20 protein-coding genes are annotated in these 24,117 nt (G+C 62.0%); 12 read left to right on the forward strand and 8 right to left on the reverse strand.

What is annotated here, in order from left to right:
• The first annotated feature begins 371 nt into the window (after nt 1-371).
• From IB238_RS00300 to IB238_RS00320, 5 genes are all read left to right on the forward strand, one after another.
• The gene (locus IB238_RS00300) at nt 372-1,433 is read left to right on the forward strand and encodes an HlyD family efflux transporter periplasmic adaptor subunit (RefSeq protein ID WP_192242322.1); all 1,062 of its coding nucleotides are present in this window, start codon (nt 372-374) and stop codon (nt 1,431-1,433) included.
• Entirely contained in the window at nt 1,430-4,207 is a 2,778-nt protein-coding gene (rbbA, locus tag IB238_RS00305) for a ribosome-associated ATPase/putative transporter RbbA (RefSeq protein ID WP_192242323.1), read from the forward strand. The genes IB238_RS00300 and rbbA overlap by 4 nt, the downstream gene beginning before the upstream one ends.
• Nucleotide 4,208: 1 nt before the next feature.
• Complete coding sequence (locus tag IB238_RS00310) at nt 4,209-5,321, forward strand: ABC transporter permease (RefSeq protein ID WP_192242324.1); 1,113 nt, start codon at nt 4,209-4,211, stop codon at nt 5,319-5,321.
• Nucleotides 5,322-5,574: 253 nt separating this feature from the next.
• Nucleotides 5,575-6,906: an FAD-binding oxidoreductase gene (locus tag IB238_RS00315; protein ID WP_192242325.1), complete on the forward strand. Its 1,332-nt coding sequence runs from the start codon at nt 5,575-5,577 to the stop codon at nt 6,904-6,906.
• Between the two features lie 197 nt (nt 6,907-7,103).
• Nucleotides 7,104-8,612: a globin-coupled sensor protein gene (locus tag IB238_RS00320; RefSeq protein ID WP_192242326.1), complete on the forward strand. Its 1,509-nt coding sequence runs from the start codon at nt 7,104-7,106 to the stop codon at nt 8,610-8,612.
• A 58-nt stretch (nt 8,613-8,670) separates the two neighbouring features.
• Here IB238_RS00320 and IB238_RS00325 read toward each other — a convergent pair whose 3' ends face one another.
• Entirely contained in the window at nt 8,671-9,375 is a 705-nt protein-coding gene (locus IB238_RS00325) for a Crp/Fnr family transcriptional regulator (RefSeq protein ID WP_246723456.1), read from the reverse strand.
• Nucleotides 9,376-9,505: 130 nt separating this feature from the next.
• Here IB238_RS00325 and IB238_RS00330 point away from each other — a divergent pair, with 130 nt between their 5' ends.
• Nucleotides 9,506-11,770, forward strand: coding sequence for an EAL domain-containing protein (locus tag IB238_RS00330; protein ID WP_246723457.1), 2,265 nt, complete (start codon nt 9,506-9,508; stop codon nt 11,768-11,770).
• Between the two features lie 4 nt (nt 11,771-11,774).
• On the opposite strand, the gene IB238_RS00335 is transcribed toward IB238_RS00330, so the two are convergent.
• Entirely contained in the window at nt 11,775-13,001 is a 1,227-nt protein-coding gene (locus IB238_RS00335) for a TIGR03862 family flavoprotein (protein ID WP_192242328.1), read from the reverse strand.
• Between the two features lie 163 nt (nt 13,002-13,164).
• On the opposite strand from IB238_RS00335, the gene IB238_RS00340 reads away from it, so the two are divergent.
• Nucleotides 13,165-13,545, forward strand: a complete 381-nt coding sequence (locus tag IB238_RS00340; RefSeq protein WP_192247229.1) for a winged helix-turn-helix domain-containing protein — start codon at nt 13,165-13,167, stop codon at nt 13,543-13,545.
• A gap of 6 nt (nt 13,546-13,551) precedes the next feature.
• Here the strand turns inward: IB238_RS00340 and modC are convergent, their stop codons facing one another.
• The 3 genes from modC to modA all read right to left on the reverse strand — a co-directional run bounded on the left by modC (nt 13,552) and on the right by modA (nt 16,252).
• Nucleotides 13,552-14,628, reverse strand: coding sequence for a molybdenum ABC transporter ATP-binding protein (modC, locus tag IB238_RS00345; RefSeq protein WP_192242329.1), 1,077 nt, complete (start codon nt 14,626-14,628; stop codon nt 13,552-13,554).
• Nucleotides 14,625-15,326 (reverse strand): molybdate ABC transporter permease subunit, encoded by a 702-nt coding sequence (gene modB / locus IB238_RS00350; RefSeq protein WP_192242330.1) that lies wholly within the window; start codon nt 15,324-15,326, stop codon nt 14,625-14,627. The genes modC and modB overlap by 4 nt, the downstream gene beginning before the upstream one ends.
• A gap of 131 nt (nt 15,327-15,457) precedes the next feature.
• The gene (gene modA, locus IB238_RS00355; RefSeq protein WP_192242331.1) at nt 15,458-16,252 is read right to left on the reverse strand and encodes a molybdate ABC transporter substrate-binding protein; all 795 of its coding nucleotides are present in this window, start codon (nt 16,250-16,252) and stop codon (nt 15,458-15,460) included.
• A gap of 166 nt (nt 16,253-16,418) precedes the next feature.
• Here modA and tsaA point away from each other — a divergent pair, with 166 nt between their 5' ends.
• Nucleotides 16,419-16,943: a tRNA (N6-threonylcarbamoyladenosine(37)-N6)-methyltransferase TrmO gene (tsaA, locus tag IB238_RS00360; protein WP_192242332.1), complete on the forward strand. Its 525-nt coding sequence runs from the start codon at nt 16,419-16,421 to the stop codon at nt 16,941-16,943.
• An 11-nt stretch (nt 16,944-16,954) separates the two neighbouring features.
• Here tsaA and IB238_RS00365 read toward each other — a convergent pair whose 3' ends face one another.
• The 3 genes from IB238_RS00365 to IB238_RS00375 form a co-directional block, all read right to left on the reverse strand.
• A complete protein-coding gene (locus tag IB238_RS00365; protein ID WP_192242333.1) occupies nt 16,955-17,701 on the reverse strand; it encodes an SDR family oxidoreductase in 747 nt (248 codons plus the stop codon).
• A 130-nt stretch (nt 17,702-17,831) separates the two neighbouring features.
• Nucleotides 17,832-17,981, reverse strand: a complete 150-nt coding sequence (locus IB238_RS00370) for a hypothetical protein (protein WP_192242334.1) — start codon at nt 17,979-17,981, stop codon at nt 17,832-17,834.
• 100 nt (nt 17,982-18,081) lie between these two features.
• Nucleotides 18,082-19,449: an FAD-binding oxidoreductase gene (locus tag IB238_RS00375; RefSeq protein ID WP_192242335.1), complete on the reverse strand. Its 1,368-nt coding sequence runs from the start codon at nt 19,447-19,449 to the stop codon at nt 18,082-18,084.
• A 236-nt stretch (nt 19,450-19,685) separates the two neighbouring features.
• On the opposite strand from IB238_RS00375, the gene IB238_RS00380 reads away from it, so the two are divergent.
• The 4 genes from IB238_RS00380 (at nt 19,686) to IB238_RS00395 (ending at nt 24,115) form a co-directional block, all read left to right on the forward strand.
• Nucleotides 19,686-20,408, forward strand: coding sequence for a FadR/GntR family transcriptional regulator (locus IB238_RS00380; protein WP_192242336.1), 723 nt, complete (start codon nt 19,686-19,688; stop codon nt 20,406-20,408).
• Nucleotides 20,405-21,577: a PLP-dependent transferase gene (locus IB238_RS00385; protein ID WP_192242337.1), complete on the forward strand. Its 1,173-nt coding sequence runs from the start codon at nt 20,405-20,407 to the stop codon at nt 21,575-21,577. Before IB238_RS00380 ends, IB238_RS00385 begins: the two co-directional genes overlap by 4 nt.
• 34 nt (nt 21,578-21,611) lie before the next feature.
• The gene (locus tag IB238_RS00390; protein WP_192242338.1) at nt 21,612-22,871 is read left to right on the forward strand and encodes a sugar ABC transporter substrate-binding protein; all 1,260 of its coding nucleotides are present in this window, start codon (nt 21,612-21,614) and stop codon (nt 22,869-22,871) included.
• Between the two features lie 320 nt (nt 22,872-23,191).
• On the forward strand, nt 23,192-24,115 hold the full coding sequence (locus tag IB238_RS00395) for a sugar ABC transporter permease (RefSeq protein WP_348648179.1): 924 nt from the start codon (nt 23,192-23,194) through the stop codon (nt 24,113-24,115).
• Nucleotides 24,116-24,117 lie beyond the last annotated feature (2 nt).

Raw genomic sequence — 24,117 nt, forward strand, 5'->3', positions numbered from 1 at the left:
TCAACGCTGTGAGAAACGGCATCGGATAAGCTTTCCCGCATCACATGGAGTTTCAGGAGATCAAATTGTCGATCGAGACGAGACCAGTGAAGGCAAGCGCGGACGGTGCCGATGCCATTGCCCCCATTGCCCCCATTGACACGCGGACCGGGAACCGGATCAGCGCGCGTCGCTCCGATACTGCGGCGCGAACTTCTCAATGGCGCAATCTGCATCACGCGGGGCAGCCATGTTTTTTTGCTCGTTCCGCTTGTCCGGCATTTGCTGTTGAATGAACTTCATCTCGACGTGTCACGGTTACGCTTGTGACTTCGACGGTCGTTCAAACTCAAGCCCCTTCCAGCGGGCGACAAGAATGAAGGATATGATTGATGGGCAGGAAGGGATGGATCATCGCTGCACTCGTCGCCGTTGCGGCGGCGGCTGCCTACTACGCCTGGGCCAATCTCGCCGGTTCGGCCCTGCCTGCGGGAATTGCCAGCGGCAACGGTCGCATTGAAGCAGTCGAGATCGACGTGTCGACGAAAATTCCCGGCCGGATCGCCGACATCCTCGTTGACGAGGGCGATTTCGTCGAGGCCGGCCAGGAGCTGGCGCGCATGGATACCACCCAACTAGAGGCGAAACGCCGTCAGGCGGAGGCAGAACTTGCGCGCGCGAAGATCAGCGTCGAGACCGCTGGCAGTCTGGTCAAGCAGCAGGAAGCCCAACGCGAGGCCGCAGTTGCGCTGATCGCGCAGCGCCAGGCCGAAGAAGATGCCGCCTTGACGCGCAAGAACCGTTCCGAACAGCTCTTGAAGACCAACACCGTATCGCAGCAGGTGCTGGACGACGATCGCGCCAACTATCAGGCCGCGGTCGCAACCGTAGCAGCCGCCAAAGCGCAACAGGCCGCGGCTGAAGCAGCGGTCAGTTCAGCCCAGGCGCAGGTCGTGGATGCCAAAGCAGCGGTTGAAGCGGCAGAGGCTGCGATCGAGAGCATCGATGCGGACTTGAACGATAGCGTTCTGCGCTCCCCGCGGGCGGGTCGGGTCCAGTACCGGGTCGCGCAGCCTGGGGAAGTCCTCTCTGCCGGCGGCCGTGTGCTCAATCTCGTAGACCTGACAGACGTCTCCATGACCTTCTTCCTGCCGACCGAGCAGGCGGGGCGAGTTGCGCTCGGTAGTGAAGTCCGGCTCGTACTGGACGCCATGCCGCAATACGTAGTTCCGGCCAAGGCAACCTTTGTCGCCGATGTCGCCCAGTTCACGCCGAAGACGGTGGAGACGCAGGAGGAGCGGCTGAAGCTGATGTTTCGCATCAAAGCCCGCATCGAGCCGGAACTGCTGAAGCGGTACATCAAGCAGGTGAAGACCGGCCTGCCGGGCATGGCCTATGTGCAGATCGCGCCCGACGCCGAATGGCCTGCTTCGCTCGGAAACGTCGTAAAATGAGCACCCTTCCGGCGGACATCGCGCCGGTTTTGGAGCCGGTCGTAAGGTTGCAGGGCGTAGGACTTTCCTACGGCAAGACACGTGCGCTTGACGCGATCACGCTGGACATTCCGGCTGGCTGCATGGTCGGCCTGATTGGCCCTGATGGTGTCGGCAAGTCGAGCCTGCTGTCGCTGATCGCCGGTGCCCGCGCGATGCAGGAGGGGCATATTGATGTGCTGGGCGGCGATATCGCCGATGCGCGGCACCGGCGGCTGACGTCGCCGCGCATTGCCTTCATGCCGCAGGGCCTTGGCAAAAACCTCTATCCGACCCTTTCGGTCTTTGAAAACGCCGACTTCTTCGGCGGCCTGTTCGGCCAGGGTCCGCGGGAGCGCAAGGTCCGAATTGCGGCGCTCTTCAAGAGTACGGGGCTCGCCCCCTTCACCGATCGCCCGGCTGGCAAGCTTTCCGGCGGCATGAAACAGAAGCTCGGCCTGTGTTGCGCGTTGATCCACGACCCGGACCTGTTGATCCTCGATGAGCCGACGACTGGTGTCGATCCGCTGTCGCGGCGCCAGTTCTGGGAACTGATCGATGAGATCCGTGCCGAACGGCCGGGCATGAGCGTGATCGTCTCCACCGCCTACATGGAGGAGGCGGCGCGTTTCGATTGGCTGGTGGCGATGGATGCGGGCAAGGTTCTGGCGACGGGCACGCCGGACGAGCTTCTCGAGCGGACGGATACGACCAATCTGGATGCCGCCTTCGTCGCGCTTCTGCCGGAAGAGAAGCGCCGCGGCCACGTCGAGCTCACCATCCCGCCGCGCAAGGCGGGCGCAGACGAGGAAATCGCCATCGAGGCCGAGCACCTGACGATGCGCTTCGGTGATTTCACCGCCGTCAACAATGTCAGCTTCCGCATACCGCGCGGTGAGATTTTCGGCTTCCTCGGTTCCAACGGCTGCGGCAAGACGACAACCATGAAAATGCTGACCGGTTTTCTGCCGGCAAGCGAAGGCACTGCCCGGCTGTTCGGCAAGGAGGTCGACCCGAACGACATGGCCGTGCGGCGACGCATCGGCTACATGTCGCAGGCTTTCTCGCTCTACACCGAGCTGTCGGTTCGGCAAAACCTTGAGCTTCATGCGCGGCTTTTCGAAATACCGGCGGAGGAAATCCCCGAGCGCATCGCCCTTATGGCAGACCGCTTCGATTTGAACGACGTCATGGATTCCATGCCGGATGCGCTGCCGCTCGGCATTCGCCAGCGCCTGTCACTGGCGGTGGCGATGGTCCATTCGCCGGAAATTCTGATCCTCGACGAGCCGACATCGGGCGTCGACCCGGTTGCACGCGACGGATTCTGGGAGCTTCTTGCGGAGCTGTCACGCAAGGACAATGTGACGATCTTCGTCTCCACCCACTTCATGAACGAAGCAGCGTGGTGCGACCGCATCTCGCTGATGCATGCCGGCAAGGTCCTGATCAGCGACACGCCTGATAATATCGTCAAGAAGCGCGGGGCCGACACGCTGGAACAGGCCTTTGTCGAGTACCTCGAGGATGCGATCGGGGAAAGCGATGCCAACGTTCCCGAAGGCTCCACGTCGCCGGAACCGGCTCCGGCCGCAGATGCCGCGGCCGTGCAGGCGCGCGCAAGCCGCTTCTTCGATTTCGGCCGCATGTTTGCCTACACAAAGCGCGAAACGCTGGAGCTTCAGCGCGATCCGATCCGGGCAACACTCGCGCTTATCGGCAGCCTCGTTCTGATGTTCGTGATCGGCTACGGCATCAACATGGATGTCGAGAACCTGACCTTTGCCGTGCTTGACCGCGATGGGACGACGATCAGCCGCGACTACACACTGCAGATCGCAGGCTCTCGCTACTTCACCGAAAAGCCGCCGATCACGGACTACGCGGATATGGACCGGCGGATGCGCAATGGCGAGCTAAGCCTTGCGATCGAAATACCGCCTGGCTTCGGCCGCGATGTGGCACGCGGCCACGATGCCGAGGTCGGCGCGTGGATCGACGGGGCGATGCCAACGCGTGCCGAAACGGTGCGCGGCTATGTGCAGGGCATGCACGCCACCTGGCTGAAGCAGAAAGCCCGTCAGATCTATGGCGATGCGGCGAGCGCCGGCGATTATCAGCTCGAAATCCGCTATCGTTATAACCCTGATGTTCAGAGCCTGATCGCGATCGTACCCGCGGTGATGCCGATCCTGCTCCTGATGATCCCCTCCATGCTGACCGTGCTCAGCGTCGTGCGGGAAAAGGAACTGGGCTCGATCATCAATTTCTATGTCACGCCGGTGACGCGTTTCGAGTTCCTGCTCGGAAAGCAACTTCCCTATGTCGTGCTGGCCGCACTGAACGTGGTGATGCTGACTGCTTTTGCGATCTTCGTTTTCAAAGTCCCCTTCACCGGCAGCTTTCTGGTGTTCGGGACGGCAGCACTGCTCTACGTCATCGTGACGACCGCCATGGGCCTCGTTATCTCGACTTTCATCAACAGCCAGATTGCGGCCATCTTCGGCACGGCGCTCATTACTCTCATTCCTGCCGTCCAGTATTCCGGCCTGATCGATCCGGTCTCCTCGCTCAGCGGTTTCGGTGCCTTTATCGGCAACATCTTCCCGACCACCTATTTCGTCACGATTTCGCGCGGGTCCTTCTCGAAGGCACTCGATTTCGCAGATCTTGGCCCGTCCCTTGTCCCTCTCCTGATCGCGATTCCCGTGCTGCTCGGTCTTGGCGCAGCCTTCCTGAAGAAGCAGGAGACGTGACATGCGGCTTGCCAATGTCTTTCAATTGGGGATCAAGGAACTGCGCGGGCTTGCTCGTGACCCGATGCTGCTGATCCTCATCGTCTATGCCTTCTCGCTTTCGATCTACACCGCCTCGAACGCAACGCCAGACACGCTGAACCACGCCGCGATCGCGATCGTAGACGAGGACGAGTCCCCGATCTCGTCGCGCATCATTACCGCATTCTACCCGCCCTATTTCTCGGTGCCGAGGCTGATCGACCAGTCCGAGATGGACAGCCGCATGGATGCGGGTCTCGACACATTCGCCCTCGACATCCCGCCGAACTTCCAGCGGGATCTCCTGGCGAAGAAGGCGCCGACGATCCAGCTCAACATCGACGCCACCCGTATGTCGCAGGCTTTTACCGGTGGTGGCTACGTGCAGTCGATCGTGTCGAGCGAGATCGACGAATACCTGAACCGCCATCGCACTGGGGCCGCACTGCCGGTTGATCTTGCGCTACGCGCCCGCTTCAATCCGCAACTCGACAAGGGCTGGTTCATGCCCATCTCCAACGTGATCACCTCGATCACCATGCTTTCCATCATCCTGACGGGTGCTGCACTGATCCGTGAGCGGGAGCATGGCACGATCGAGCATCTGCTCGTGATGCCGGTCACGCCAGTCGAGATCATGGTCAGCAAGATCTGGTCGATGGGGCTTGTAGTGCTGGTTGCATCCGGCCTTTCGCTCGCCATCGTCGTCGAGCGCATCCTTCAGGTCCCGATCGAGGGTTCGTTGTGGCTATTTATGGCGGGTACGGCGCTGCAGCTCTTTGCCACCACCTGCATGGGCATTTTCCTTGCGACGATCGCAGGCTCCATGCCGCAGTTCGGGCTTTTGCTGATGCTGGTGCTGCTGCCGCTGCAGGTACTTTCCGGCGCACTCACACCGCGCGAGAGCATGCCGGAAATCATCCAGAATCTGATGCTTGCCGCGCCGAACACGCATTTCGTCATTCTTGCCCAGTCGATCCTGTTCCGGGGTGCCGGGTTCTCGGTCGTCTGGCCGCAGTTTTTAGCCCTCTTCGTAATCGGCGTTATCTTCTTCTATTTTTCACTGCGCCGTTTCCGCGCATTTCTGCGCTAGGGGAGACCGGGCGGTCGTCATCATTGCCGGCAGGCAGCCGCGTATGGGCCAGCCAGCAATAACGATGAGAGCGGGTTGGATGTGGCCTACGCCTGCGACAAACGGGCAGTAGGAACGCGCGGCCCGTCGCGCTTGAAGGCCCCTTTAAGCATTTCGAAAAAGCGCGGCAGATTTCACGGCTTGACATCGCGCGCGCCCTGCCGGACGAAACGGCAGCCGCACAGTGATGCCATTCCGCAGGAGTTTGTCCCAAATGCCCGGTCCCTTTGTCGTTCCCGTCCAAGGCGATATCGAACTGCCGAAGGAAGTGGATGTCGTCGTCATCGGCGGCGGCATTATCGGAGCATCGACGGCACTGGAACTTTCCGAGGCGGGCTTGCGGGTCGCGCTGTGCGAAAAGGGCGGGATCGCGCAGGAGCAGTCGAGCCGCAACTGGGGTTGGGTGCGCATCGCCTGCCGCGATCCGCGCGAGGTGCCGCTGATGGCGGAATCCCTGCGCATCTGGGATACCCTCGACAAGCGCACTGGCCGCGACACCGGTTTCAAGCGCGCCGGCATCATCTTCACCTCCTCGACCGATCAGGAATATACGGATCACAGCAACTGGATAAAGAATCTCGAAGGCTACGAGTTCGAGGCCCGCATGCTGAGCGGGGCGGAGTTCCGGGACATGTATCCTGGAACGACAATGAACCTGAAGGGCGCACTCTATACGCCGACCGATGCGCGTGCCGAGCCGCAGAAGGCCGCGCCCGCGATCGCCGAGGCCGCCCGTGCCAAGGGCGCGGCGATCTTGACGGAATGCGCCGTGCGCGGGATCGAGACGGCTGCGGGCGCGGTTTCTGGCGTCGTTACCGAGCGCGGGGCGATCGCTTGCAAGGCGGTCGTGCTTGCCGGCGGTGCTTGGTCCAGCCTCTTTGCCAGTACACTCGGTATCCACCTGCCGCAATTGAAGGTGCTGAATTCCGTCCTGCGTACGAAACCGCTTGAGGGCGGGCCCGAGCAGACGATGTGGGCCAGCAACTTCGCCTTCCGCAAGCGGCAGGACGGCGGCTATACGATCGCTTCGGGCAACGAAAACATCGTCGACATCGTGCCGAAGTCTTTCCGTTTCGCGGTCGATTTCCTGCCGGCGCTGCGCAAGGAGTGGCGTGTACTGAAGTTTCGCGCCGGCTGGCGCTTCTTCGATGAGGCGCGCATCAACAGCCGCTGGGCCCTGGATGAGCCCAGCCCGTTCGAATACTGCCGTGTGCTCGATCCCGTGCCGTCGAAGCGGATGTCAGACAACGCGCTCGCCAATCTGCGGCGCGCCTTTCCAGTTTTCGAGAAGGCGCAGATCGCGCAGCGCTGGGGCGGCTACATGGACGTCACGCCTGACGCGATCCCCGTGATTTCCGCCGTGGAGCGAATTCCCGGTTTCCATATCGCCACCGGTTTTTCGGGTCACGGTTTCGGTATAGGACCGGGCGCAGGCCGGCTCATGGCCGATATCGTCACGGGCCGCACGCCAGTGGTCGACCCGCGGGAATTCCGCCTTTCCCGCTTCACGGACGGTTCGAAGATCGAATTGATCTCCGGGTACTGAGACTGGTTGCATATGAATGCAGGGAAGCGGTTGCGCCTGCATTTTCGTTCGACCGTATGCAAGGATTTGTATGATTATTCTCTTCGAAAATAATCATTTTCGTCACAACTTCTACTCCCAGTAATACAACCTTAACCAACCATATGCACGCTATCGTACGAACGATAACGTGCATATATGTTTAGGGGATGAAATATATGGATGCGCGGACGGGTGAGGAAGAAATATCCGAACGACTGACTTTTGTGGGGCTCGGGGCCGACGAAAGCAATGTCCTTAGGCAGACGGCGCCGGTCGTCATGGCGAACATCGATGCGGCGCTGGCCGCCTTCTACAAAACGATCCGCGCCACGCCACAGACGCGTGGTTTCTTCGACGGGGACGCTGCTGTGGCCCGCGCCGGGGGGCGGCAGAAGCAGCACTGGGCCACGATCCTGACGGGTGAGTATGGGCCTGGCTACCTTGAGGCGGTGCGTGCCATTGGCTCGGTGCACGCGAGAATCGGTCTCGAGCCGCGATGGTATATAGGCGGCTATGCTCTTGTGATGGAGCGTCTGATCGAGGGTTTGTTCGCAGCCCGCCAAACGCAGAAAGGGCAGTCGCCTTTCTCGATGGTAAGAAGCAGGACGCGGTCGCAACAAGACAACCTGGCGAAGGAAGTAACGGTCCTCGTCAAGGCGGCGATGCTCGATATGGAGCTCGCGATCTCCGTTTATCTCGACAACCTGGAGGAGCGCCGCCGCGAGACGGAAACGCAGCAGATCGCGTCTCTGAACCAGGTTGCCGTGGCGCTGCTACAGCTGGCGGATGGCGATCTCGGGGTCTCGGTCGATCCCTCCGTGTCGGTGAAGTCGGAGCGGCTGGTACAGGGGTTCAACGAGGCGGTCGAGAGCCTGCGGCAGGTGATCGGCACAGTGCGCGAAGCAGCGGCAAATGTTCAAGCCGGCTCGGCGGAAATCGCAGGTACGTCAGAGACGGCCAATCGGCAGTGCGAGCGACAGGCCGCCGCTCTCGAAGAGACCGTCGCCTCAATCCGGGAACTGGCCGACGCCATTGAAACTTCCGCCGAAACGGCCCAAGGGGCAAGTCGCACGATATCAGGCGTGATGGAGACGGCAGAGGACGGTGTCGCGATCGCCCAAAGGGCTGCGGATGCTATCCGCGATATCGATACCTCGTCGGCTAAAGTCACGAACATTATTTCTGTCATCGACAAGATCGCGTCTCAGACCAGTCTTCTCGCGCTCAATGCCAGCGTGGAAGCCGCGCGCGCCGGCGATGCCGGCAAGGGCTTTGCCGTGGTCGCGAGCGAAATTCGAGCGCTGGCGCAGCGATCAGCAGATGCGGCAAGGGAAATCGCCGGCCTGATCCATGCGAACTCCAACAGCATCTCCGCCGGCGTCAGCCTGGTCAGTGAGACGCAGAGCCAGTTGTCGAGTATCGCCGATGCGATACGGCATACGGGTGACCTCGTTCACGGTATTGCCCAGTCGGCCCGCACGCAGGCTGCCAGTATCGCTGAGATTTCCGCCGCGACCGGCCAGATTGACGACGCTACGCAGCGTAATGCCGCAGTGATCGAAGAAAACGCCGCGGCCAGCCGCTCGCTCGCCACCGAAGCTGAAGCGCTTTCCCGCGTCGTTGCACGCTTTCGGGATAGATCCGAAGCGCTGCGCATCGATGGGAACACGTGCCATGCAGCGTGATCGCAATGCGCCGGCCATCAATGCGTCTGCGTGCCGTCGAGGGCGCGCGGCCGCAGTGTCAGCAAGCCGTCGCCATTCGGATGCGGTCGTAGCAGGGGCAGCAACGCGCGTGAAGCACCTTCCGGTCCTTCACGATCATGCGTCCGCGATTGTAGGATATCGCACCGGCATTCATCAGGTCGCTGCAAGCGGCGTTGACCGTTGCCCTTCGCAACGCCAGCAGTTGCGAGATCGTCTCCTGTGTAACCTGGAATTCGTCTCCGGCGACACGGTCATGCGCCTGCAGCAGCCAGCGCGAGACCCGCTGTTCGGCCGTATGCAGGCTGCTGCAGGCAACAGACTCCATCAGTTGCATGATCAGCGCCTTTGCATAGCGCAGCATCGACGCGCGAAGGCACCGGAAGCGCTCCAGAGCCTGATCGAAGTCAGTCGTGGAAAGCCAGAGCGCACGTCCCGGCACCTGGACGACGGACGTCCCCAACGCTTTGTCGCTGTCCATGATGAGCGCAAAACCGAGAAACCCCTCGGGGCCGACGGACGCCTTTTCGACGTTTTTGTTGCTCGCAGGGTCCGCGATGAAGGACACGACGCCCTCCAACGGAAACACCAGGTGCGTCACCAAAGCGCCATTCGCGTAGATGACGTCGCCGGTGTTCATGTGACGCATCTCACTGCGATCGACTATGAAATCACGGGCATCCGGTCTCAACGCAGCAAGAACATGGTTGCTCAGAAGTGCCGTCGAATTGCCACTGTCGGCCAAGGCGCGCTCCGCATCGTTTTACTGCCCACCCATAGCATAAATTGCGTAATGTTAAATCAGTAATAGCTGTTATTTTATTTGCTATATCTCATAACAATTAGATCCATTCCTGACGGAGTTCCTTTTTAAAATGGATGGATTACCAGAACATCAATTTACTGAAGAGGCGCCGCCAAATATCGACGAAGCGAGCTGCGAGACCCCCGTCCGCAAGCGTCGACGGCGAGCTGCGATCGTCCAGGTCTTGGCGAATTCGCCGCGAAGAAAGGTCAATACTCGGGACCTCGACCAACTCATCAAGGAAAACAGTAGTTTACAGCGGCTTCTAAGTGCCTATCAGGCGGCACTTGATCGGCACGCGATAGTCGCAGTGACCGACCGATACGGCAAGATAGCCTTCGTCAATAGCAGGTTTTGCATGATCAGCGGCTATGCGTCCGAAGAACTGATCGGAAAGAACCATCGCGTTGTCAATTCAGGACACCACCCGAAAGATTTCTTCGCAGATATGTGGCGCAGGATCGCGGCCGGTGAGGTCTGGCATGGCGAAGTATGCAACCGCACCAAGTCCGGCACGCTTTACTGGGTCGACACTACGATCGTGCCTGTGGCGGATCGATCAGGTCGGACGGACGCCTACGTGTCGATTCGCTACGACATCACGGATCGCAAGTTGACCGAACAGGCCTTGCAAGCGGAGGTCGCCAGGCGCGGCAAGGCCGAGGCATTGCTGGTGGACGTCATCGAGACGATCCCGGACGGCGTTGCGGCCTTTGACGCCGATGATCGGCTTGTCCTTCACAATCGCGCCTTTGAAGAGATTTACAGCCTCGCACGCGAAGCGATAGTGCCCGGCAGTACCTACGCATCGATCGTGCAATGCGGGCTGGAAAACGGACAGTACATTTTGCCGCGCAATACGCCGGAAGCGCGTGAAGCCTGGTTCCAGTCACGCCTGCGCGAACATTCGGACCCTGGCCGTAAATCGGTCGTGGCGATTACCGGCGGTCGCTGGCTGCAGATCCAGGAGCGCCGATCCGCCTCCGGCCATACCGTCGGCACCCGGACCGATATTACCGAGCTGAAGCGATCGGAAGCTGCAATCAAGTTCCATGCAGAGCACGATCCGCTGACGAATCTGTTCAACCGGTCGGTGCTGGAAAAGCGGCTGGAGCAGGCCGTTTCGAGCAGCCACAAGTCGGGGATGAGCGGCGCCCTCATCGTGGCAGATCTGGACGGCTTCAAGCAGGTCAACGACACGATGGGGCATGCTGCGGGCGATGCGTTGCTGATCGCAGTCGCCCAGAGGATGCAGCAAGCGCTCCGGAAGACCGACACCATCGTGCGTCTCGGCGGCGACGAGTTTGCGCTCATACTATCGAATGCGAGCCGGACGAACGTTGACAAAACCCTGGAGAAACTGCGTGCGAAGGTCCAGCAACCCGTCTCCTTCCAGAAGCATCAGATCACGCCTCGTTTGAGCCTGGGAGGCTGCCTGTTTCCTCGTGACGGGCGACGGCCGGAAAGCTTGCTCAAGAAGGCGGATCTCGCCCTCTACCAGGCCAAGGCCGAAGGCCGTGGCAGACACAAGCTCTATTCACGGGCCATGTCTGCCGAGAGCGAACGCCGGTACAGGATGGCAAATGCCCTGGCGGCAGCCGTCTCCGCAAATCAGATCGATATCGCCCTGCAGCCGCAGTTTCTGATCGCCGATGGCTCGCACGCAGGTTTCGAAGTGCTCGCACGTTGGAGCCGCGCTGGCCAGCCAATCAATCCCGCCGATTTCATTGCGGTTGCCGAGGCACATGGTCTGATCGTGGAACTGGGGCACCAGATACTTCGCAAGACGTTCGAGACCGTGCAGGCGCTGCGGTCCAGCGGGCTGAACACAGGGCAGGTGGCGATCAACGTGGCCGCGGCGCAGATTCGTCGCCCCGAGTTTCCGGTCATGCTGCGAAGGATGGTCGCCGACAGCGGTCTGACGCCGCAATGTGTGGAGGTCGAGCTGACGGAAAACATCCTTCTTGATGCCGCACATGATCAGGTCGCCCAGACGCTGGCGCAATTGCATGGATTGGGCTTTTCGATTGCGCTCGATGATTTCGGTACAGGCTATGCGTCGCTGGCGCATTTGCGGCGCTTTCCGGTTGACCGGATCAAGATCGACCGGACGTTCGTTCGCGACATGTCGACGAGCGCGGATGCCTTCCGGATCGTGCATGCCACGGTGGGATTGGCGCACAGCCTGGGTATGCAGGTTGTCGCCGAGGGAATCGAGACGGAGGAGCAGCTGAATATTCTGAGGAGCATGGACTGCGATTTCGGCCAGGGCTTTCTCGTTTCGCCACCTCTTGCCCGCGATGCACTGCCAGGGTTCCTGGCGGCCCATCCCTGACCGTCTACGAGTTCGAAGATTGCGGTCGGCTCAGCCAGCTGTCGATTCCGCGCGCGGCGGCACGACCGGTTGCCATGCAGGCGGTCAGAAGGTAGCCGCCCGTCGGCGCTTCCCAATCCAGCATTTCGCCGGCGACGAAAACGCCGGGCAATGCCTTCAGCATGTAGCCGGTGTCCATGTCGCTCCAATGAATGCCGCCAGCCGAGGAGATGGCCTCGGCGATGGGACGCGGGCGCAAGACGGGAAGGGGCAGGGCCTTGATCAGCCGTGCAAGATCGTCCGGGGAGTGTTGCGCAAGATCCGGTGTGAGCTCCCGCAACAGCGCAGCTTTCACACCCTCGAGCCCAGCGCCCTTTCGCAGCCGATTGGCGAAGCTCGACTTGTCGCCTTGGCGGGCGAGCTCGCGTGCGAGACGATCGGCGCGCCGCCCCGGTGAAAGATCAAGGGTGAGCACGGCCCCGCCGTCGCGTTCGAGCCGGTCGCGCAAACTGGCTGCGTGGGCATAAACGAGGCTGCCCTCGATGCCGTCACGGGATATGACGAACTCGCCGGGGAATGTGCCAGCATCCGAGGTTGCCGTCACCGACTTGATCGGCAAGCCGGCGAAGCGCGAGATAAAAAAATCGCTCCAGTCGACGTCAAAGCCGCAATTCGCCGGCCGGAGCGGCGCGACCGATACGCCCCTTTCGCTAAGCGGGTCGACCCAGGAGGCGTCAGACCCGAGTCGCGGCCAACTGGCGCCGCCGAGCGCAAGGAGGGTCGCGTTGCTTCTGATCGTCGTCGGACCGTCCGGTGTCGCGAAGACAAGGCCGTCATCGGCAAAGCCGATCCATCGGTGGCGGGTCCGCACCTTTGCCCCTTGTGCCTCCAGTCGGCGCAACCAGGCGCGCAGCAATGGTGAGGCCTTCATCGCGGTCGGAAAGACGCGGCCGGAACTGCCGACGAAGGTCTCGATGCCAAGTCCGGAAGCCCAGGCGCGCATATCGTCGGGGGAGAACGCGTCGAGCGCTGGGCGCAGTCGCTCCGACGCCGCTCCGAACCGGTTGGCAAAGCGCGCATAGGGCTCGGAATGGGTGATGTTGAGACCGGATTTCCCCGCGAGCAGGAATTTTCGCGCCACGGTGGGCATCGCCTCGTACACCGTCACCGCCCACCCGGCGCCGGACAGTACCTCGGCTGCCATGAGGCCCGCCGGTCCGCCCCCAATGATCGCGATGTCTTCCTGTTGCATATGTCCGCCTGACCGTTGAAACCGTTCGGGCACTCTTCGCGCGGACGGCGGCCGAGCGCAAGAGAGGGGAGTCGTGTGATCTATATTGACAGGTGCCGGTTGCATTGGCACTCGGAGTTGGCATTTGGCTAGGGTGGACGAAAACCGAAAGGACCGGGCCTCGATGAAGAACGGCGCGTCAGCTGATTTGCGCGTGATCCTTCGGATCGACTTTCCGCATGCCGAACGGCTCGGCCGCGGCAAGATGATGCTACTGGAAAGGATACGCGAGACCGGATCGATATCCGCGGCAGGCCGCTCGATGGACATGTCCTATCGTCGCGCCTGGCTGCTGGTCGATGCGATGAACCGCATGTTCTCCTCGCCCGTCGTGGAATCGCAACGTGGCGGCAAGCAGGGCGGCGGCGCGGCCGTCACACCCTTCGGCGAGGAACTTCTGGCCCGCTTCCGCGGGATGGAAGAGAAGGCAAGGGCCGCGCTCTCCCGCGACCTGGACTGGCTGGATGCGAACCGCTCGAAGGATGTGTCGGACGAAGGCGTGTGACCTAATCTAGCGCGTGTCGAGGGCAACCGTCTTGATGATGGCAAAGATAGTCTTGCCGGGGTGCAGTTGCAGCCGTTCTCCCGAAAGCGCGGTGATGCGGGAGTGGATGGCGTCGCCACCGCAATCGACCCGGACTGTGATCATGCCCTCGCTGTCGGGGATGATCGTCTCGATAGTTCCTTCGAGAATGTTGAGCGCGCTCAAGCCTTCGGGCCTGCCCGTTGCGAGCATGACGTCGCGTGCCGGAATGTGGACACGTGCTGTCCTGCCAACGCCCGCATCAGTGTTGGGCACGTGAAGCTCGCAGGCTTTCAGCCGCACTGTCGCCAGCCGGTGTCGCGGGTCGAAGGCCGCAACGGTACCGACAAGAACGCTCCCGGCCTCGCGACGATCGGCGGCAGTCGCAAGCATTGGACCACCTAGAACGTCCGACACCGCGCCGATGGCCTCGACCCGGCCGTCGTTCAACAGGACGACGCGGTCGGCCAATCGTGCGACCTCATGCACTGCATGGCTGACATAGACGATCGGAACCTTCGTTTCGTCGCGCAGCCGTTCCAGATAGGGCATGATCTCCGCCTTGCGCTCTTCATCCAGCGCCGCCAGAGGTTCGTCCATCAAGAGCATCCGCGGCGCCGAGAGCAGGGCACGCCCGATGGCCACGCGCTGCTTTTCGCCGCCGGAAAGGTTGGCCGGTCGCCGGCCTAGAAGTGCGGCGATACCGAGGAGGTCGACGATGCGCTCGAAACTCTCCGTTTCGGTACCGCGCGGCGCAAACCAGCGGCCATAGGTGAGGTTGCCCCTTACAGTTAGGTGCGGAAAGAGCCGCGCCTCCTGAAAGATGTAGCCGAAGCGCCGCTTGTGCGTCGGCACGAAAATCTTGCGCTTCGTGTCGACCAGAACGTCTCCATTCAGAGCGATCCGACCCTCGTCCGGGCGGACAAGGCCGGCAATCGCCCGGATCAGTGACGTCTTGCCTGAACCGGATCGACCGAAGAGGGCGGTGACACCGCCTTCGGACGTGAAGGCCGCGTCGAGCTGGAACGCTCCGAGCCTGTGGTGGACGTTGACCGAGAGTGTCATTCGAAATGCACCCGTTTTCCGACCGCCTGTGCCATGAACTCCGAGGCGAGCAACGCCGTCATCGAGATGATGATCGCGACGATCGTCAGCCGCATGGCGCCGGCATCGCCACCCGGAATCTGGGTAAATGTGTAGATTGCCGACGACAGCGTCTGGGTTTCTCCGGGGATATTGGAGACAAACGTGATCGTCGCGCCGAATTCGCCCATCGCCTTGGCGAACGAAAGGATCATGCCGGCGATGATGCCGGGAAGGATCAGCGGAAGCGTGATGGTGATAAAGACCCAGACGCGGTTTGCGCCGAGCGTGCCAGCGGCGTCTTCGAGCTTGTGGTCGACCGCATCGATTGAGAGCCGGATCGAGCGGACAAGCAGCGGAAAGCCCATGACCGCGCAGGCCAGCGCGGCCCCCGTCCAGCGGAAGGAGAAGACGATCCCGAAGTATTGATCCAGAAAGGCTCCGATCGGGCCCTTGCGACCGAACAGGATGAGCAGGAGAAAGCCGGTGACGACGGGCGGCAGGATCAGGGGCAGGTGCACGATGCCGTTCAGCAGGGATTTGCCCCAGAAGTTGCCGCGGGAAAGCGCAAGCGCAACGAGGACGCCGAATGGCAGGCTCGCGGCGACGGCTACGGTCGAGACGAGCAGGCTCAGCCTGATCGCCGTCCATTCCGCCTCGCTCAGGCTCAACCAGTCCAATTCAGTGCTCTCGGCTTTTGCAGTTGGCGCGACCACCACGGTCGGTGGAATCAGGGTGCAGCCAACTTGTGCAATAATTCAAAGGAATACAACGCCGCGCGCCATTTGCGGCGCGCGACGCGGGGAGGAAATCATTTCAGGATCGTGAAGCCCTGCTCGGTGAAGAACGGTGCTGCCTTCTCGGATTTCAGGTAATCGAGATATGCAGCCGCATCGGCACTCTTCGATTCCGACAGGATCGCGATCGGATAGGTAATCGGCGGATGGCTCTCTTCCGGGAAGGTTCCGACGATCGCAACGCCCGGGTCTGCCGCAGCGTCTGTCTGGTAGACGATGCCGTAGGGCGCTTCGCCGCGCGAGACGAGCGCCAGTGCCGCGCGCACACTTTCGGCGCCTGCGACCTTGCTCTCGACCGACGACCAGACGCCGAGCTTTTCGAGCGCCGCCTTGCCATATTTGCCGGCCGGAACAGAGTCCACCGCACCCATCGCGAGCTTGCCGTCGCCGACGAGCGTTGCGAGGTCAAAGCCTTCCTTGATCTCGACGGGCTTTGCCGCATCCTTCGGCGCGACAAGGACGATGCGATTGCCGAGCAGGTTCGAGCGCGTGCCGTCCTTGATCAGCTTTTTCTTCGCGACATAGTCCATCCAGGCGAGGTCGGCGGAGATGAAGATATCAGCCGGTGCGCCGGCCTCGATCTGCTTTGCGAGCGCCGAGCTTGCGGCGTAGGAGACGGTCGTCTCTTTCGAGATGTCCTTCGACCAGGCCGCGTTCGCAGCGTCGAGTGCGTTCTTCAGACTGGCCGCCGCGAAGACGGTGATCTTGTCTTCCGCCGATGCCGGCGCGGCAATCGCTGCAAGCCCGAGCCAGGCGCCGGCGAGTGAGGCTGTGGCGATCCTGATCCAGTGGCGACGATTGATATCCATTTTCCCCTCCATGCTTTGCGAGATATTCGTCTGAATATATCGATGCAGCAGGAATGGCCAGTGCTATATTTTTGAAAATATAACGAAGGTGCAATGGGCAAACGGCAACGGGACTGCTACCGGTGAAAGTGGTAGCGAAGCTGCGGTTGCGGCCAGGGAGAGAGGCATGGTTCGGGAGAACGAAATTCGCGAGAACGAGGTGGCAGTGACGCCGCCGGAGCCGATCGATGCCGGCCTCGTCTTCATCGGCCGTATCCATACGCCCTGGGAGTCCCGGTTGCTTTGCCCGCGGCAGGGCAGGCTGGACGGGCCGGTGTGCAGCATCGAGATCTTCGATCCCTGGGTGCCGGCGCTCGAGGGCGTGGCTGCCTTCGAGCGCCTCGAGGTGCTCTATTGGCTCGATCGTTCCCGTCGCGATCTCATTTTGCAAAGCCCGGCCAACAGCGGCAAGGTGCATGGAACGTTCTCGCTGCGCTCACCGGTCCGGCCGAATCCGATCGGAACCTCGATCGTCCTTCTGGATCGGGTCGAGGGTAACACGCTGTTCGTGCGCGGGCTCGATTGCCTTGACGGAACGCCTCTGCTCGATCTCAAACCCGACCGCTCGCTGTTCAAGCCGATCGCGCCACCGCAGCCTGGCGATTTCGAGACCGATGAGGCAGCTACCGCGAAACACTGCCAGAAGGCATAGGTGGCCAGCCGTTACATCTGCGCTGACATGCCGCCATCGATGGTGAGCGTGATGCCGTTGACGAAACTCGCTGCGGGGGAGGCGAGGAAGAGGACCGCCGGTGCCAGTTCCTCCGGACGGCCCCACCGTTTCAGCGGGATTCGCGCATCAACGAATCCCTGTACCTGCGGATCCTCTGACAGCGCCTTGTTCGGCTCAGTGACGAACCAGCCGGGCGCGATCGCATTCACCGTCAGATTGTCGGCGCCGAACTCGACCGCGAGCGACCGGCTCAGCGCCTCCAGCCCGCCCTTCGAAGCCGTGTAGGCAGGGTCGGGCTTGCGCGCGATCCGCGCCGCAATCGATGTTACGAAGATCAGACGTCCGGCTGCGGAAGCTTGGAGAAACGGCAGGGCTGCCCGCGCCAGTCGATAGGCTGCGGTCAGGTTGACATCGAGAAGCGCGGCAAAGTCCGGGCCGTCGAGATCCTCGGTCTTGCGCCGGTCGCGGAGGCCAGCCGCATGGACGACGACATCGAGCCCGCCGAGCCGTTCGGCGGCCTTGTGTGCGATCGCCTCGGGGCTTTCAGCGAGATCGGCGGCCAGTGCTTCGGCCGAAAGTCCCTGCTGGCGCAATGAGACGCAATGGGCCTCCAGCACCGATGAATCGCGGCCGTTGAAAGCGACTTGCGCTCCCTCGCGCGCAAACGCCTTGGCGATCTCGAGACCCAGTCCGCGGGTTGCGCCGGTAACGAGGACGCGTCGTTTGCTGTCGGTCATCTGGACACCCGCTGCTTCATTCAATCGGTCATCACGCCGGACCTGCCTCCGGTCGCGCGACTTCTCTTACCGTCTATGTCGGCCGAATTGAAGACGGGCGTCGTTCAAGTGATCCGTTGCGCGGCGATGGCTACTGCTCATGCACCATGCGTGATGGCGTCGAAAGCAGTTGTCCCTCTGATGGAGGCGCGCCGGCACTCGAGGCGCGCTGGAGAACGAGAATGCTCAGGATCGACCCGATCATGAGCACGATAAAAAGCAGCAGTATCCTCGCCGGCATGAAGCTTCCTCTTTGTCGGCCTGACACGACGCTTGCCGCAATCGGTTCCTTGCGGAACCAACCTTGCAGCGCGCCGCGGCGGGCCGGGCAACTGCTTCCCTCAGATGACCTTGCCGGGGTTCAGAATGCCTTTCGGATCGAGCGTGTGCTTGATCCTGCGCATGACGTCCAGTTCCTCGGGGCTTCGGGAGCAGCCGAGATAAGAACGTTTCAAAGTGCCGATTCCATGTTCGGCCGAGATGGATCCCCTGAATTTTTGCACGAGGTCATAGACGAGCTCGTCCACGGCGTGCAGGTCGCCTTCAGACGCGTTGGCCACGGAAACCGCAATATGCACGTTGCTGTCACCGATATGGCCGTAGAAGGAGACATGGGCGCCGGGAAAACGTGCCAGCAGTACCGCCTCGCAGGCTTCGGCGAAGCGGCCGATCTCGCCGGTCGGCAGGCTGACGTCGAGATTGATCAGCGACGGCAATAACCGATCCATCGCAATAGCCTCGCGCACGGTCCAGAAATTGCGCGCTTCCTTCTCTGATTGGGCGATGAGCGCATCGACAATGAGGCCTTCTTCCAGGGCGGCCCCCAGAAAACCTTCGAACCGCTCTCGCGCCGCGTCCGAACCGTCGCCGTCTTCTTCGATGATCACGAGGAAGGGATACTCGGCGTCGAACAGTTTGACGCCCTCGGCCTCGCTGCTGAAGCGGACAAAACTCTGCCACATCGCCTCATAGGCGGAGAGTGCGCCCAACTCGCGCTGAGCCTTCTGAAGGAAGGCGACGACGGCCTCGTAGCTTTCCAGGGCGACAAGCGCCGTGCTGCGCCCCGCCGGCAGCGGCTTCAGCTTCAGCACGGCGCGCGTGATGATGCCGAGCGTCCCCTCTGCGCCGATGAAGAACTGGCGCAGGTCGTAGCCGGTGTTGTTCTTCGTCATCTTGTTCAGCATGGAAAGCACCGTGCCATCGGCAAGGACTGCCTCCAGACCCAGCACATTGTCGCGGGTGACGCCGTGGCGAATGACCCGGATACCGCCGGCATTGGTCGAAAGATTGCCGCCGATCTGGCAGCTGCCGCGCGCGCCGAGGTCGATCGGCAGCAGGAATCCGGCGTCTTCGGCCGCGCGCTGCGCCGTCTCAAGGATCGTCCCGGCCCTGACCGTCATCGTGCCCGCGGCGCTGTCGATCTCCTCCACCCCGGCCAGACGTTCCAGCGAAATCGCCACTTCGCCGCCGCGCGGGTTTGCGCCGCCGGCAAGACCGGTCATGCCGCCCTGGGGGATCACGGTCTGGCCATGCGCATTGCAGATGCGCAGTGCGGCGGAAACATCTTCCACGCTCCGTGGACGGATGACGGCTACAGGCGGGACCCGACCCGTCAGGCTGGCGTCACTGACGTAGCGATCGCCGATCTCGGCACCGGTGAGCACGGCGTCGGGGCCGAGAGCATTCTTCAAGTCTTCGATGATGGTCATGGCAGGTTCCTGTAGCGCCGTGGGCGGCTTGCGTCTGCTTATCGGCGATGGATGGCGAATGCAAGAATGTTACGCCGATGCCTAGGAGGCATCATATTGATTTTAAATAACGAAAATCATTTTCAAAATTTTTCTTGGCACTTGTCAGGCGAGCTTGACTCATCATTCGCCTTCACCATAATGCTCAGATGTCAGACCAATTTTGAGAAGCTGACGCCAAAACGGGGAATGGCCGCATGACGGCACGGATCGACACCAGGGCAGCGATTGTGCCGCTGCCGCCGATGGACCGGGCGCGCCAGGTTACCGAGGCGCTGGCGGCCTATATCGACCGGGCAAACCTCAAGTCTGGCGACCGGCTGCCGGCGGAGCGCGAGTTGATGGCGGCCCTTGCCGTCGGTCGCTCGACGATCCGCGAAGTGATCCGCCACTTCCAAGCCCTCGGCGTGATGGAAACCCGCAAGGGTAGCGGCACCTACCTCCTCAAGCCCGTCACGACCGCGACGATCCATATGCCGCTCTCCCTTAACGCGGCACACCTGCGTGATGCATTGCTGCAGACGCTTGAGGTGCGACGCGGCATCGAATGCGAGGCCAATATGGTCGCGGCGCGCAGGCGTACATCCACAGACCTCGTCCTTATCGAGGAAAAGCTGAATGAGATGGAGCGTGTCCATCTTTCCAAGGGTACGTCGGGGCCCGAAGACCTAGCCTTCCACCTCGCCATCTACGACGCCACCCACAACCCACTGTTCCGGCAGCTTCTGGAGCAGATGCGCGAGGCCTTCGAGCGGTTCTGGGACGAGCCGTTCGATCGGCCGGACTTCGCCCGCCGCTCCTTTCCCTTCCACCGCACGCTCTTCAACGCGATTGCCGCGCAGGACACGGAAGCCGCGCGCCGCGAAACGCTCAAGATTCTCGACGTGGTCGAGGAAGACATCAAGGAAATGTCCAAATGAACATCGGGCTCGATCCGCATGACCTTGCCTCGCTTATCGTGGCACATGACGAGAAGAACGCCTTCGATGCGGTCGTTCCGCCGATCGTGCAGACCTCGCTCTTCACCTTCTCGAGCTATGACGAGATGCTGGCCGCCTATCGCGGCGAAATCGTCCGGCCGATCTACACGCGCGGCCTGAACCCGACCGTGCGCGCCTTCGAGGAGATGCTGGCCAAGCTCGAGGGCGGCGAGGATGCCATGGGCTTTGCCAGCGGCATGGCCGCCATTTCCTCCACGGTGCTTTCCTTTGTGGAGCCCGGCGACCGCATCGTCGCGGTGAGGCATGTCTATCCCGATGCCTTCCGCCTGTTCGGCACCGTGCTGAAGCGGATGCGGGTGGAGGTCACCTATGTGGACGGGCGCGACGAGGAGGCGGTCGCCCGCGTGCTTCCCGGCGCCAAGCTCTTCTACATGGAGAGCCCGACGAGCTGGGTGATGGAGACGCACGATGTCGGCGCGCTGGCAGCGCTCGCCAGGCGCCACGGCGTCGTCTCTGTCATCGACAATAGCTGGGCGAGCCCGATATTCCAGCGCCCGCTGTCGCTTGGCGTCGATCTCGTCCTGCATTCGGCCTCGAAATATCTCGGCGGGCACAGCGATGTCGTTGCCGGCGTCGTCACCGGTTCGAGGACGATGATCGACCGCATTCGCGCTGAAGCCTACCCCTATCTCGGCGGAAAGCTCTCGCCCTTCGATGCCTGGCTCCTCGTGCGCGGCTTGCGCACCCTGCCGATCCGCATGAAGGCGCACGAGGCGTCGGCGCTGGAGATCGCCCGCCGCCTGCAGGCGCTCGACATCGTCGAGAGCGTGCACCACCCGGCGCTCGCCAATCGCCTGCCGCCGGGGCTGACCGGTACGTCGGGCCTGTTCTCCTTCGTCTTCCGCGAGGGGGTGGATGTTCGCACCTTTGCCGACCGCCTCAACCTGTTCAAACTGGGCGTCAGCTGGGGTGGCCACGAGAGCCTGATCGTGCCGGGCCAGGTCGTGCTGCAGCAGAAGGCCCAGCCCAATTCCGCGCATGCCTTCGGCATCCATCCGCGGTCCGTGCGTCTCCATATCGGCCTGGAAGGAACCGAGGCCCTGTGGAGTGATCTGGAGACGGCGATCGCCGCCGCCTCCCAAGCGTGAAGCAATAAGCCAAAGCTCAAAAAGGGGAGCGACCATGAAGAGACTACTGACTGCCGCCGTCTTCGCCGCGATGATGTCCGGCACGGCCCTTGCCGATACGACGCTGAAGCTGGTGGAAGTGATAACCAGCCCCGAGCGCACCGAAACGTTGAAGTCGATCGTCGGCAAGTTCGAAGCCGCCAACCCGGGCACGAAGGTGGAGATCATCTCGCTGCCCTGGGGCGAAGCCTTCCAGAAATTCGCCACCATGGTTTCCGCCGGCGAGATCCCGGACGTGATGGAAATGCCCGACACCTGGCTGTCGCTCTATGCCAATAACGGCATGCTGGAGAGCCTCGAGCCCTATCTCGCCAAGTGGGAGCACACCCCGAACCTGACCGACCGCGCGCTGGAGCTCGGCCGCGACATCGACGACAAGGCCTATATGCTGCCTTACGGTTTCTATCTGCGGGCGATGTTCTACAACAAGAAGCTGCTCGCCGAGGCCGGCGTCTCCGAGCCGCCAAAGACGATGGACGAGTTTGCGGAAGCCGCCAAGAAGGTTTCCGCGCTGCCCGGCAAGTCCGGCTACTGCCTGCGCGGCGGCCCGGGCGGCCTGAACGGCTGGGTCATGTTCGGCGCCTCCATGGCCGGCGACAACAAGTTCTTCAACGAGGACGGCACCTCGACGATGAACAGCGAAGGCTGGGTCAAGGGCCTGACCTGGGTCATCGACCTCTATAAGAACGGCTATGCGCCGAAGGACAGCGTCAACTGGGGCTTCAACGAGATCGTTGCCGGCTTCTACAGCGGTACCTGCGCCTTCCTCGATCAGGACCCGGACGCGCTGATCGCGATTGCCGAACGGATGAAGGCCGAGGACTACGGCATCATAACCATGCCGAAGGGCCCGGACGGCAAGACCTTCCCGACCATCGGTTACGCAGGCTGGTCGATGATGGCCAACAGCGCCAACAAGGACCTCTCCTGGAAGCTGATCGAGACGCTCGAAGGACCGGAAGGCAACATCGAGTGGAACAAGCGCACCGGCGCGCTGCCGGTCCACAAGTCCGCCGAGAAGGACCCCTTCTATGCGAGCGAGCAGTTCAAGGGCTGGTTCGCCGAACTCGAGGACAAGAACGCGATCCCGACCGTCATGCCGACGCATCTGGAAGAGTTCGCCTTCTTCAAGGATTCGCTGGTGATCCAGACCTCGCAGAAGGCGCTGCTCGGCGAGATCACGCCGGAGGAACTGGCCAACCACTGGGCTGACTACCTGACGAAGGCGCAGCAGAAGTTCCTCGCCAAGGATTAGGCGGGAGTTGAGGCCGGGGTGGGGCGTCATTTGTGATGCCTCGCTACGGGCTGTAGCGGACGGATCGCGCCTGTGCCCCTCACCCTAAACCTCTCCCCGCCTGCGGGGAGAAGGTGCCGGCAGGCGGATGAGGGGCGACAACGTCTGCGGCAAGCGGTTCCTGTCGTCCGCCGCTTCCAGCGCGCCAACGACGCCGCAACAGCTCGAACTCGCGCAAAATCCCCGCCTTGGATCAGCTCCGATCCAGGGAAGTGCCAACTGTCAGCGCGCCCCGTCATCCACGTCGGCGCGCGGCAACGACACCAACGGAACGACTGCCGATGATGCACCAAACGATGAAGCAGAATCGCCCGCCGCTGATGAAGCGGATCGCTGATGCCTCCGAACCCTATCTCTACAGTGCGCCCGCCCTGATCCTGATCGTTGCGGTGATGCTGGTCCCACTCGTCGTCGGTATCTCCTACGCGTTCCGGGATATCCAGCTCCTCAATCCGTTCTCCGGCGGCTTCGTCGGGCTCGATCATTTCCGCGCACTCGGGCAGGACGACGCTTTCTTCGGCGCGCTGCGGAACACGCTGTGGTGGACCGGCGCCTCGGTCTTATTCCAGTTCACCTTCGGACTGATCCTGGCGTTGCTGCTCGATAAGCCCTTTGCCGGTCGCGGGCTCGTCCAGGCGCTCGTCTTCCTGCCCTGGGCAGTGCCGAGCTTCCTTGCCGGCCTCAACTGGGCCTGGCTGTTCAATCCGGTGATCGGGCCGCTGCCGCACTGGCTTTATGCGCTCGGCCTGCTCGACGCGCCGAACAACATCCTTTCCGATCCAAATCTTGCGATGTGGGGGCCGATCGCGGCGAACGTCTGGTGGGGCATTCCCTTCTTTGCGATAACCCTGCTTGCGGCATTGCAAGCGATCCCGCGCGATCTCTACGAGGCAGCCTCGATCGATGGTGCCGGTCCGTTCCAGCGCTTCATGTCGATCACGCTGCCGTTCCTGGCGCCGACGATCGCCATCACGGTACTGCTGCGCACCGTGTGGATTGCGAATTTTGCCGACCTGATCGTCGTCATGACCAATGGCGGACCGGCAGACCGCACCCAGATCGTCGCCAGCTACATCTTCACCCAGGCCTTCAAACGGCTCGATTTCGGCTATGCCTCGGCGATCGCGCTCGTCCTGCTCATGCTGCTACTCGTCTATTCCATGCTGATCGTGCTTTTGCGCCAGACCATGCTGAACAAGGGCTGATG

The sequence above is a fragment of the Rhizobium sp. ARZ01 genome (assembly GCF_014851675.1).
Lineage (GTDB): Bacteria > Pseudomonadota > Alphaproteobacteria > Rhizobiales > Rhizobiaceae > Mycoplana.

Coding starts and splice junctions, on each gene's coding strand:
- IB238_RS00300 (WP_192242322.1), top strand. CDS start 372: ATGGGCAGGAAGGGATGGATCATCGCTGCACTCGTCGCCGTTGCGGCG.
- rbbA (WP_192242323.1), top strand. CDS start 1,430: ATGAGCACCCTTCCGGCGGACATCGCGCCGGTTTTGGAGCCGGTCGTA.
- IB238_RS00310 (WP_192242324.1), top strand. CDS start 4,209: ATGCGGCTTGCCAATGTCTTTCAATTGGGGATCAAGGAACTGCGCGGG.
- IB238_RS00315 (WP_192242325.1), top strand. CDS start 5,575: ATGCCCGGTCCCTTTGTCGTTCCCGTCCAAGGCGATATCGAACTGCCG.
- IB238_RS00320 (WP_192242326.1), top strand. CDS start 7,104: ATGGATGCGCGGACGGGTGAGGAAGAAATATCCGAACGACTGACTTTT.
- IB238_RS00330 (WP_246723457.1), top strand. CDS start 9,506: ATGGATGGATTACCAGAACATCAATTTACTGAAGAGGCGCCGCCAAAT.
- IB238_RS00335 (WP_192242328.1), bottom strand. CDS start 13,001: ATGCAACAGGAAGACATCGCGATCATTGGGGGCGGACCGGCGGGCCTC.
- IB238_RS00340 (WP_192247229.1), top strand. CDS start 13,165: ATGAAGAACGGCGCGTCAGCTGATTTGCGCGTGATCCTTCGGATCGAC.
- modC (WP_192242329.1), bottom strand. CDS start 14,628: ATGACACTCTCGGTCAACGTCCACCACAGGCTCGGAGCGTTCCAGCTC.
- modA (WP_192242331.1), bottom strand. CDS start 16,252: ATGGATATCAATCGTCGCCACTGGATCAGGATCGCCACAGCCTCACTC.
- tsaA (WP_192242332.1), top strand. CDS start 16,419: ATGGTTCGGGAGAACGAAATTCGCGAGAACGAGGTGGCAGTGACGCCG.
- IB238_RS00365 (WP_192242333.1), bottom strand. CDS start 17,701: ATGACCGACAGCAAACGACGCGTCCTCGTTACCGGCGCAACCCGCGGA.
- IB238_RS00370 (WP_192242334.1), bottom strand. CDS start 17,981: ATGCCGGCGAGGATACTGCTGCTTTTTATCGTGCTCATGATCGGGTCG.
- IB238_RS00375 (WP_192242335.1), bottom strand. CDS start 19,449: ATGACCATCATCGAAGACTTGAAGAATGCTCTCGGCCCCGACGCCGTG.
- IB238_RS00380 (WP_192242336.1), top strand. CDS start 19,686: ATGACGGCACGGATCGACACCAGGGCAGCGATTGTGCCGCTGCCGCCG.
- IB238_RS00385 (WP_192242337.1), top strand. CDS start 20,405: ATGAACATCGGGCTCGATCCGCATGACCTTGCCTCGCTTATCGTGGCA.
- IB238_RS00390 (WP_192242338.1), top strand. CDS start 21,612: ATGAAGAGACTACTGACTGCCGCCGTCTTCGCCGCGATGATGTCCGGC.
- IB238_RS00395 (WP_348648179.1), top strand. CDS start 23,192: ATGATGCACCAAACGATGAAGCAGAATCGCCCGCCGCTGATGAAGCGG.